Below are 10,006 nucleotides of genomic sequence, written 5' to 3' on the forward strand. Positions count from 1 at the left end.
CGGATGCCGGGCGCGGGCGGGACCACCAGCACCCGGTCCACCGGGCCGGGCCGGTCGCGCCAGAGCTTCGCGTGCCAGGGCGCGCCGAGCAGCACGATCTCCGCCGACGGGTACGCGGCCCGCAGCGCCTCCAGCGCGGGCAGGGTGAAGATGAAGTCGCCGAGCGCGTTGGCCCGCAGCACGGCGATCCGCTCGACCTCGGGCACCCGCTCGCCGACCGGCCCGAGCAGGGACGGGGTGTCCACGCGCGCCGCTAGGGCCGGTCGATCTCGTCGACCGTGGTGTCCGGGTGGTGCATCTCCCGGTCCGCGGCCGGATCGGCCAGGGTGGTCGTACCGGTGCGGGCGGGTCGGGAGCCGGTGCGCCCGACGGTGATGGTCCGCGGGGCGGGCCGGGACGCCCGGGGCAGTCGGACCCGGAGCAGGCCGTGGTCCATCACCGCGTCGATCCGGTCCGGGTCCACCCGGGACGGCAGGTCGACCCGATACTCGAAGCCGCGCGTCTCGAAGCCGCCCGGGATGCCCTGGTCGGCGTTGACCTCGGCCTCCGAGCGGGCCCGGACGCAGAGCTCCCGGTCGTCCAGCTCGACGGCCACCTCCTCCGGCGCCACCCCGGGCAGCCGGGCGACGACCTCCCAACCGTCGGCGGTCTCGGTCAGTTCGACGTCGGGCGAGGCCGAGCGGCCGCCGACCAGGCGGCTGAGCTCCGAACGCAGCGACTGCAGCTCGCCCATCGGGTCCCACCCCTGCTGGCGGCCGCGCCAGCCCCGACCGCTCGACTGTTCCGTCATCGCACGTCTCCGATCCGCTGGTTGGCCGTGGGGGGTCGCAGCGAGCTGGGAGCGTTCAGGTCGGCCTGCGGGTCGACCCCGACGCCGAGCCGGTCGACCAGCTCACCGCCGAGCCAGGCGCTGATGCCGAGGATCGCCACGGCCACCACCTCGATGGCGATCAGGGCGCCCCCGGCGGCGCGGGAGTCGGCGTTGAGCCGGACCACCCAGATCGCGGCGAAGAGCAGGATCACCGCGACGTTGGCGGCGGCGTGGGTGAGGCCCACCCGCTTCGCCCGGGTGCCGGTGGGGAGGGCGAGCAGGTCGACGCTGCCGGCCGCCGCGGCCAGCAGGCCCCCGATCAGACCGACGGTGATGTTCCAGTACGCCACCTCGCCGAGGAGGTCGGGCCCGCCGACGGTGTCCACCACGTCGAAGATCACCGCGGTGACCAGGAGCGCCACCGGGAACATCACCAGCATCGGGTGCACGGGGTGGCCGAGCACCTTCAGTCGGCTCTCCATGGTGGCCTCCATCGTCGCGTCCGAGCGCGCTGCGGCTTAGGCGGTACCCGTCGGGCTCCCGGGGAAACCTCGCGTTCGACGCGCTCGCCTAGGCTGGTCGCGGCGGGGCCGGCCGTTCCACCGGCCCACCCGGGTCAACGGACGGGGGAGGAACACGTGACGGCGGAGATCACCTCGCACGAGGAGCTGCGCGAGCTGCTGGGGACGCCGATGCCCCGGGCCGTGGCCAAGGAGCGGACGGTGCTGCACGAGCGGGACCGGCAGTGGCTGGCCGCCTCGCCGTTCTGCCTGGTCGCCACGGCGGGCGCGGACGGCAGCTGCGACGTCTCGCCGAAGGGCGACCCGCCCGGCTTCACCCGGGTGCTGGACGAGACGACGATCGCGATCCCGGAGCGGCCGGGCAACCGCCGGGCGGACGGGTACCGCAACATCCTGGACAACCCACACGTCGGGCTGATCTACCTGATCCCCGGGCGCACCGACACGCTGCGGATCAACGGCCGGGCCCGGCTGGTCCGGGACGCGCCGTACTTCGCCGACATGGTGGTGCGGGGGCACCGCCCGGTGCTCGCCGTGGAGGTGCGGGTCGAGCAGATCTTCTACCACTGCGCCAAGGCGTTCCTCCGCTCCGAGCTGTGGCAGCCGGAGACCTGGCGGCCGGAGGCGCTGCCGTCCCGGCCCCGACTGATCAAGGAGGTGGAGGCTCCCGTGGAGAGCCTCGCCGACCTGGAGCGCCACTACGGCCCGGAGTACGCCACCCGCATCTACTCCTGATCGCTTCGGTCCGGCCCGGCCCGGGTCGGACGTGCTCGAGGCGTTGCTAAAGACATCTTTATGAGCTCGGCCAGGCCCTCGGCGTACGACCGGCGCTCTGGTCGCCACCGTCGGGGCCCTCGCCGGCCTGCTCTGGGTGGTCTTCTCCCCGGTCCGCGCGCTGCGTGAGCTGCCCGAGCCGGCGGCGGACGGCTGACGTTTGGGCGGCCGGCTGAGGGCACAGATCAAGGGACGGCCCACCGCGCCACGCGGCGCTGTACCCCCTGAACACGGGTCGAGGAAAGGATGATGTTCGATGCCGACGCAGAACAGCTCGGGGCGCGGCAGCGGTTCCACCGCGACCAGGAACCCGCCGGGTAACCAGACCCCGAACACCCCCGACATCAGCGAGAGCGAGATCGCCCGCCTCAAGGTCGACGAGCTGCGCAGCCGGCTGCGCAGCCACGGCGTCACCGACACCGCCGACATGCACAAGGACGACCTGGTCAAGGCCCTGGTCAAGAACCTGCGTGACGGCTCGGGTCCGCGGGGCGGCGCGGGTTCGTCCGGTGGCGGCGTCCGCACCGGCCAGCACACCTCGAAGTCGATCAGGTACTCCCAGGAGATCACCTCGATCGACGACGAGCCGGACCGACCGGGGCGCAGCCTGGTCGCCACCGACCACGAGGTGATCCGGCGGTGGGCCGAGGCGCGCAAGGGCGTACCGACCACGGTCGACGGCAGCGAGCACGACGGGCACGCCGGGGTGCTGCGCCTCGACTTCCCGGCCAACGGCCGCGAGGCGCGACTGCGCGAGATCAGCTGGGACGAGTGGTTCCGCGCGTTCGACGAGCGCCGGCTGAACTTCATCTACCAGGAGGAGCGCTCCGACGGGAAGCAGAGCAACTTCTTCCGCCTGGAGAGCCCGGACCGCGAGGACGGCTGAGACCCGGACGCGGAGCCTTCCCCCGCGTCCGTCTCTTGTGCCCGGAGACGTTCCGATTGAGCGCCACCAGCCCGGGTAGGAAGTCCTGTGGACGCGAGAAGACGACTCACCGACAAGGAGTGCCCATGACCACGAAGGTCGAGAAGTCCATCGAAGTCAACGTTCCGGTCAGCACCGCCTACAACCAGTGGACCCAGTTCGAGGAGTTCCCCCGCTTCATGGGGGGCGTCCAGGAGGTACGCCAGCTCGACGACAAGCGGATGCACTGGGTCGCCGAGATCGCGGGCGTGAAGCGTGAGTGGGACGCCAAGGTCCTGGAGCAGGTCCCGGACCGCAAGGTGGCCTGGGCCGCCACCGAGGGCGCCACCAACGCCGGCGCCGTCTACTTCCAGCCGGTCGGCACCGGCCGCACCCAGGTCCGGCTCTCCCTCGAGTACGAGCCCGAGGGGCTGGTCGAGAAGACCGGCGACAAGCTGCACATCGTCGAGAAGCGGGCCGAGGCGGACCTGGAGAAGTTCAAGTCGTACATCGAGAGCCGGGGCACCGAGACCGGCGCCTGGCGCGGCACGATCGACGAGGGTCGCAACCTCGGCACCCCGGGCGTGGAGCACGCCGCCTCCTCGCGGGGCGACGACGGCAAGGCCGGCGTCTCCGGCAAGGCCGTCGCGGCCGGCCCCGCCGTCGCGGGCGCGACCGCGGCCGGCGCGACGGGACTGGCCAAGCAGCGGTCGAGCGACGACGACACCGCGCGGGAGATTGAGACCGAGTACGTGGTGACCGACGTCCCCACGCCCCGGACCTTCCCGGCCGACCCGGCCGACCCGCGCCGCAACCTCTGACGCGCGTCACCTCCCTGCCGGCGTGAGCCCGGCGGGCCGGCCCGCAGCCGAGCCCGCCGGGCTCACCCGTGTCCATGGTCGCCGACGAAGGGTGCTGCCGGTGCGCCTCGTCCGGACGCCAGCCGGCCCCACGATGGGCGGTACGCCGGGCGGTAGCGGCTGCGCCGCGCTACTCCGCGCCGGCGTTGGCGGGAGGCGCCTTCGACGCCTGCCGCGCCGCCTCGATGACGTCGGTCAGCGTGGCGTGCAGGCGCTTGAGGTCCTCGACCGGCATGCCCAGCCGCTCGACGATGGCCGGGGGGATCCGCTCGGCCTGGCTCCGCAGCGCCCGGCCCTTGGCGGTGAGCGTCACGGCGAGGCTGCGTTCGTCGGCCGGATCGCGCTCGCGCCGGAGGTAGCCGGTCGCCTCCAGCCGCTTGAGCAGGGGCGACAGGGTGCCCGGGTCGAGTTGCAGGCGGCGGCTCAGCTCGCGTACGGACAGGGGTGCGTGCTGCCAGAGGGCCAGCATCACCAGGTACTGCGGGTGGGTGAGTCCCATCGGTTCGAGCAGCGGGCGGTAGACGGCCACCACTCCCCGGGCCGCGACGGAGAGGGCGAAACAGACCTGCTGTTCCAGCGCCAGCGGATCATCGATGTCGCTCAGGTCACCCATCCGATCGGTCCCTCCCTCTCGCTGTTACCGTACCAATAGTTTGCGTACCAATCGTTGGACTACCAATGGTGAGGGGTGGGACACATGGCGGAGGAGCACAAGACTCCGGACGATCAGGGCAAGGGCGGCCGGATCCTGGACTGGGTCTACCGGAACCTTGCCGGCCCCGCGACGGTCGACAACGCCGTCCACGGCGGCTCGCAGGAGGCGCGCGAACAGTGGAAGCGGGACCTGGAGAAGCGCAAGCAGTGGAGCCGGGAGCAGCGCGAGCGCAAGCGCGCCGAGCGCGAGGCCCGCCGCGGCCGCTGACCTGAGTCCCCGGATCCGCGACGGGCACCCTGCCACCGCCGTGCCGCTGGTCAGCCGTCGAGGACGGACAGGTCGAGCTTGCCGAGCCGCTCGGGGTCGGAGAGCACGTCGATCGCGACGATCTTCCCGGCCGCGACGGTGAAGCCCATGACCGAGACCGGCCGCCCCTGTACGACGACCACGACCCCGGCGGCGCCGTTGACCAGCGCCGGGCGCGCGAACGGGGAGAGCCGCCCGAAGGTGAGCGCCTGCCCGGCCACCGTGCGCGCGCCGGTGAGCACCACCGTCTGACGGGCTCGCGTGAGCCCGCCGTCGGCCCGCAGCACCACGTCGGGGTGGAGCACCGAGACGAGCGCGTCGAAGTCGCCGTCGTGGGCGGCGGCGAAGAACGCGCTGACGACCTCCCGCTGGCGGCTGGCGTCCGGATCGGGCTCGGGGGCCTGCCCGCGTACCCGGCGGCGGGCCCGGCTCGCCAACTGCCGGGCGGCGGTCGGGGTCCGCTCGATCATCGGGGCGATCTCCTCGAACGGCACGGCGAACATGTCATGCAGCACGAACGCGAGCCGCTCGGCCGGCGTCAGCGTCTCCAGCACCACCAGCAGCGCCAGCCCGACCGAGTCGGCGAGCACCGCCTCCCGCTCGGGGTCGACGCCGGACTCCGGGCTGATGATCGGATCGGGCACCCGCACGTCGAGCGGCTCCTCCCGCCGGTGCGCCCGGGCCCGCAGCATGTTCAGGCAGACCCGCGCCACCACCGTGGTCAGCCACCCACCGAGGTTCTCCACCTCGCTGGTGTCGGCGCGACTGACCCGCAGCCAGGCGTCCTGGAGGGCGTCGTCCGCCTCGCTCGTCGAACCGAGCATCCGGTACGCCACCGCCCGCAGCCGGCTCCGCTGCTCCTCGAAACGCTCGCTCAGAAATTCGCGCTCATCCACCGGTCACATCCCCTTCTCGCCGGGTGTCACAGCGGTAGACCCACGAAACACCGCCGACGTGACCGGGAGATCGACTCCCGGACCGAACGAGTTTGGAGCAGCCATGACGTCACCCATCCTGGTCACCGGTGGCACCGGCACCCTCGGCCGCCTCGTCGTACCGCTCCTGCGCGAGGCGGGCCAGGACGTGCGGGTGCTCAGCCGGGGCCGGCACCAGCCCGGAAGCAATGCCGCACACGTCACCGGTGACCTGCTCACCGGCGCGGGAGTCGAGGCCGCGGTGGCCGCCGCCGAGACCGTCCTGCACCTCGCCGGCGGGCCCAAGGGCGACGACGAGGCGACCCGGAACCTGGTCCGGGCCGCGTCGCGGGCCGGGGTGCGGCACCTGGTGTACATCTCGGTCATCGGCGCGGACCGGGTCCCCCTCAGTTGGCTCCGGTCCAAGCTGGACGCGGAGCGGGCGATCACCGACTCCGGCCTGCCCTGGACGACGCTGCGGGCCGCCCAGTTCCACGACCTGACCCTCACCATGATGGAGAGGATGGCAAAGCTGCCGGTGATACCGGTCCCGGGCGGGCTCCGGCTCCAGCCGGTCGACGCGCGGGACGTGGCGGCCCGGCTCGCGGAACTGACGCTGGACAAGCCCGCCGGCCTGGTGCCCGACCTGGCCGGCCCCCGGGTGTACGGGATGGCCGAGCTGGCCCGCGGCTACCTGCGGGCACGCGGCAAGCGCCGCCCGATGCTGCCGGTACGGATGCCCGGGAGGGCCGGCCGGGCGTACCGGGCGGGCGAGAACCTGACGCTCGACGGCGCCGACGTGGGCGCGCGGACCTGGGAGGCCTTCCTGGCCGAACGGGTGCAGCCGACCCGCTGAGCGCCGCAGCGCGGCGGGCCGTCCCGGCCCGCCGCGCGTCCCGCGCTCACTCCCGGTCGCCCGCCGCCACGATCACCCACGCCAGCGGGCGCGCGAGGCGCCCAACCTACGACCTCGCGCATCCGGCGCACAGATCGGTGCCTTGACCACAAACGGTCACGGGTTGGATGACACGCGGCTCGGCTCCGCAGCCAGCGGCGCTACGTGTCTCAGTCTTGGGCGATGGCAGAACCTGTTCGTGGACCAGGACGGTCGACGGCGCTCGGCGTGGCGCGCAACCCCGCCCGGCTCGTCGCCTTCAGCGACGCGGTCTTCGCCATCTCCATCACCCTGCTCGTCCTGGAGATCCGCCCGCCGGAGGACACCCGGCACCTGACCCACAGCCTCGCCGCGCTCTGGCCGTCCTACCTGGCGTACGCCCTCACGTTCCTGCTCATCGGGCAGGTGTGGGCCAACCACCACCTGATGTTCGACCACCTCCGTGGCGTCGACTGGGTGGTGCTGCTGCTCAACACCCTGCTGCTGATGAGCATCGCATTCCTGCCATTCGCCGCTTCCGTTCTGGCCGCCGCGTTCCGCGAGGGCCACGGGCAACGGACGGCCGTCGTCTTCTACGGCATCGCGCTCGGGCTGGCAGCCTCGCTGTTCAACGCCATCTGGGGGTACGCGAGCCGAGGTCACCGGCTGCTCGACACCACCGTCGATTCCGCCGGTGCGAGAGCCATCAGCAGGCGGTTCCGGCTCGCTCCTCTCTGGATCGCCGCCGGAACCCTGCTCGGCGCCCTGCTCCCCGTCCTCGGCGTGGCCATGATCACCGCGTTGATCCCCTTCTACTGGCTGCCGATCCGCGGCGAGCTCGCCAGGGAGAGGCGCCGGCGCGGCGGCCGGGAGTGACCCGACGAGGACGTCCCTGCCTCGTCGGCGCGGGTGCATTAGGAGATCGGGGTTAGTCGCGGGTGTGTCCTGGCGGGAGCGGGTCTTCGTCGGGCCGAACGGGGAGCGGGCGTGGACCAGGGGGTTGCGGTGCAGGGCGGTGATCAGGGCGGCGTGCCGCCGATATCGGTCCAGGTGTCGTCCCAGAGGGCGGAGACATGCGGGTCTAGCAGCGGAAACGGCTCTCGGCATCTCACACCGCTCCCTGGCTGTCCGTCGACCTCTGCGGACTAGATGGGGACCGCTCACGTCGCTCCCGGGAACATCATCTTGGGACCAGATGCTGTCGCATTCCCTGCTGTCCCCTCGGCGACGGGCACGCGCTGTGACTCACTCGCCGAGGGCATTACTTGTCGAGGATGCGGGCCTTCTGGGCTTCGTACTCGGCTTCGGTTAGCGCGCCGGTTTCCTTGAGCTGGTGCAGCTTCTCAAGCAGGACAACCGGGTCATCGTGCGAGCGCTGCCCGCCGACCTCCTCGCCGATCTTCCTCGCGAACCAACTGTCGTGGGCCCGGCCCCAGATGAACGAGACGATGGCTAGAACGATGATGACCGGGATGATGACCTCCATGGCGCGTAAGCGTAGAGAGGCTGGGCAACATTTGGCAGGCAGGCGGTGACCTGGCTTGACCTGCACCGTCGCACCGGTCCACGTCCGGCTAGATGCGGACCGACCACCTATCGGGGCGGTCCAGAGCGTCAGCTCGCTGGCGTCATCAGAACAAGGAGATGGGCGGGTCGCAGGGGCAATGACTACTCCACTCCGACGTCCTAAGGAGCACCATGCCGGCGGCAAGGATTCCGATGACTGTGCCCGTGGTCCAGGACGTGAGCATGGCCGCCAACAGCTTGTCCCGGTCGCCTCGTCTGAAATGTCGGATTGCGACGCCCACTGTGACCACGGATCCGACAATGCTTGTCAGGGTCGACAGACCCACCGCGGCTGCGGCACGGTCGGCTGGGTCTTCAGGGTCAACCAGGAACACGACCAGAAAGACGGCGGCGGCCAAGGCGTGACCTATCAAGCCATAGGCGGCACCGCGACGAGGCCCTCTCTGTCAGGCTGGTGTGAGACACCCCGGCGATCGGGGTTGGCTTGTAGGGCGTGACTGGAGATGTGTACGTGAGCAGCAACATGCAGTCCGCCGAGCAGAGTAGGTCGGAGCCGGTTGATCCGGCGCCGCGCCCGACTCGGCGTAGCTTCACCGCCGAGTACAAGGCCGCGATCGTGGCCGAGTACGAGGCCGCCCCGCACGGTGAGAAGTCTGCAGTCCTGCGGCGGGAAGGGTTGTTCCACTCCCATGTGCAGGAATGGAGCCGTGCCCGGGACACCGGCGTGGCACCTGGTACGACGACGCGTTCGTCCGCGGCGTCATCTGCGGTTACCTCGCGGTTGTCGCGTGCCGAACGCGAGACCGAGCGGCTGCGGGTCGAGAACGCCCGGTTGAATGCGAAGCTGGCGCAGACGCAGGCAGCGTTGTCGATCATGGGAAAAGCACACGAGCTCTTGGCGTCGTTGGCCGAGGGCTCGGACACGCCGCCCTCGTCGAGCCGGTGATCGAGCAGACGCTGCAGGCCCTGACGGGCGTGGGGACGCCGGTCAGGACGGCGTGGCGGCTGCTGGGACGCGCTCGTGCCACGCATTACCGTCACGCTGGTGGCAAGGTCCACGGGCCGAAGCAGCGGCGCCGGCCGGGTCCGCAGGCCCTCAACGACGGTGAGCGGGCCGCGGTCCTGCAGGTGATCAACCGTGCCGGCTACAGCGACTTGTCGATCGGGCAGATCTTCATCCGTGAGCTCGACGAGGGGCGGTACTGGTGCTCTCTGTCGAGCATGTACCGGATCGCAGCGGCCGCGGGTCAGAGCCGGGAACGACGCCGGCAGGCCACCCACCCGGCGAAGGTCAAACCCGAGCTGGTCGCCGACGCTCCGTCTCAGGTGTGGTCCTGGGACATCACCAAGATCCGCGGACCGGTGAAAGGAGTCTGGTACCACCTGTACGTGTTGATCGATATCTACTCCCGGTACAACCCGGGCTGGATTATCGCCGCGGCCGAGGACTCCGTCCTGGCCCGTGACTTCATCGACGAGGCCATCGCCCGTAACGGGCAGGTCCCGCACACCGTGCACGCTGACCGCGGGACCTCGATGACCTCGCAGCCGGTATCGGCGTTGCTGGTCAATCTCGGCGTGACCCGGACCCACTCCCGGCCCCAGGTATCGGACGACAATCCGTTCTCCGAAGCGCAGTTCAAGACCCTGAAGTATCTGCACGACTTTCCCGGATCGTTCCCGAGCCTGTCCGCTGCCCGAGCGTTCTGCGACGGGTTCTTCACCGAGTACAACCACGTTCATCGCCATTCCGGGATCGGCTGGCACACCCCGGCCTCGGTGCACTTCGCCACCACCGGCCCGGTCGACGACGCCCGCCAGGCCACCCTCGACGCTGCCCGCGCCGCCCACCCCGAACGC

Annotated in this window: 13 protein-coding genes and 1 pseudogene; 8 read left to right on the forward strand and 6 right to left on the reverse strand. The window is 71.2% G+C overall.

What is annotated here, in order from left to right; genetic code table 11:
* From DKT69_RS27875 to DKT69_RS27885, 3 genes are all read right to left on the reverse strand, one after another.
* Nucleotides 1-245, reverse strand: a 245-nt coding sequence (locus DKT69_RS27875; RefSeq protein WP_146231230.1) for a glycosyltransferase family 9 protein, incomplete at its 3' end; no start/stop codon positions are given.
* A gap of 8 nt (nt 246-253) precedes the next feature.
* Entirely contained in the window at nt 254-790 is a 537-nt protein-coding gene (locus DKT69_RS27880; protein ID WP_109804453.1) for an Hsp20/alpha crystallin family protein, read from the reverse strand.
* On the reverse strand, nt 787-1,293 hold the full coding sequence (locus DKT69_RS27885; RefSeq protein ID WP_109804454.1) for a DUF2231 domain-containing protein: 507 nt from the start codon (nt 1,291-1,293) through the stop codon (nt 787-789). The genes DKT69_RS27880 and DKT69_RS27885 overlap by 4 nt, the downstream gene beginning before the upstream one ends.
* Nucleotides 1,294-1,449: 156 nt before the next feature.
* Between DKT69_RS27885 and DKT69_RS27890 the strand changes: the two genes are divergently transcribed.
* From DKT69_RS27890 to DKT69_RS40200, 3 genes and pseudogenes are all read left to right on the forward strand, one after another.
* Nucleotides 1,450-2,067, forward strand: coding sequence for a pyridoxamine 5'-phosphate oxidase family protein (locus tag DKT69_RS27890; RefSeq protein ID WP_109804455.1), 618 nt, complete (start codon nt 1,450-1,452; stop codon nt 2,065-2,067).
* Between the two features lie 295 nt (nt 2,068-2,362).
* A complete protein-coding gene (locus DKT69_RS27900) occupies nt 2,363-2,992 on the forward strand; it encodes a hypothetical protein (protein WP_109804456.1) in 630 nt (209 codons plus the stop codon).
* 125 nt (nt 2,993-3,117) lie between these two features.
* Nucleotides 3,118-3,567, forward strand: a pseudogene (locus DKT69_RS40200) (SRPBCC family protein); the annotation flags it as partial.
* Nucleotides 3,568-4,000: 433 nt separating this feature from the next.
* On the opposite strand, the gene DKT69_RS27910 reads toward DKT69_RS40200, so the two are convergent.
* Entirely contained in the window at nt 4,001-4,483 is a 483-nt protein-coding gene (locus DKT69_RS27910) for a MarR family winged helix-turn-helix transcriptional regulator (protein ID WP_201749897.1), read from the reverse strand.
* Nucleotides 4,484-4,567: 84 nt separating this feature from the next.
* Between DKT69_RS27910 and DKT69_RS27915 the strand changes: the two genes are divergently transcribed.
* A complete protein-coding gene (locus DKT69_RS27915) occupies nt 4,568-4,792 on the forward strand; it encodes a hypothetical protein (RefSeq protein ID WP_109804458.1) in 225 nt (74 codons plus the stop codon).
* Between the two features lie 50 nt (nt 4,793-4,842).
* Here the strand turns inward: DKT69_RS27915 and sigJ are convergent, their stop codons facing one another.
* Nucleotides 4,843-5,727, reverse strand: coding sequence for an RNA polymerase sigma factor SigJ (sigJ, locus tag DKT69_RS27920; RefSeq protein WP_109804459.1), 885 nt, complete (start codon nt 5,725-5,727; stop codon nt 4,843-4,845).
* 103 nt (nt 5,728-5,830) lie between these two features.
* On the opposite strand from sigJ, the gene DKT69_RS27925 reads away from it, so the two are divergent.
* On the forward strand, nt 5,831-6,601 hold the full coding sequence (locus DKT69_RS27925; RefSeq protein WP_109804460.1) for an SDR family oxidoreductase: 771 nt from the start codon (nt 5,831-5,833) through the stop codon (nt 6,599-6,601).
* A gap of 222 nt (nt 6,602-6,823) precedes the next feature.
* On the forward strand, nt 6,824-7,495 hold the full coding sequence (locus DKT69_RS27930; RefSeq protein ID WP_201749898.1) for a TMEM175 family protein: 672 nt from the start codon (nt 6,824-6,826) through the stop codon (nt 7,493-7,495).
* A 385-nt stretch (nt 7,496-7,880) separates the two neighbouring features.
* On the opposite strand, the gene DKT69_RS27935 is transcribed toward DKT69_RS27930, so the two are convergent.
* On the reverse strand, nt 7,881-8,105 hold the full coding sequence (locus tag DKT69_RS27935; protein ID WP_109804461.1) for an SHOCT domain-containing protein: 225 nt from the start codon (nt 8,103-8,105) through the stop codon (nt 7,881-7,883).
* Nucleotides 8,106-8,657: 552 nt separating this feature from the next.
* Here DKT69_RS27935 and DKT69_RS27945 point away from each other — a divergent pair.
* Nucleotides 8,658-9,092: a transposase gene (locus tag DKT69_RS27945; protein WP_146231231.1), complete on the forward strand. Its 435-nt coding sequence runs from the start codon at nt 8,658-8,660 to the stop codon at nt 9,090-9,092.
* Nucleotides 9,089-10,006, forward strand: a 918-nt coding sequence (locus tag DKT69_RS27950) for a DDE-type integrase/transposase/recombinase (RefSeq protein WP_109804464.1), incomplete at its 3' end; no start/stop codon positions are given. The genes DKT69_RS27945 and DKT69_RS27950, both read left to right, overlap by 4 nt.

Source organism: Micromonospora sicca (assembly GCF_003172935.1).
Lineage (GTDB): Bacteria > Actinomycetota > Actinomycetes > Mycobacteriales > Micromonosporaceae > Micromonospora > Micromonospora sicca.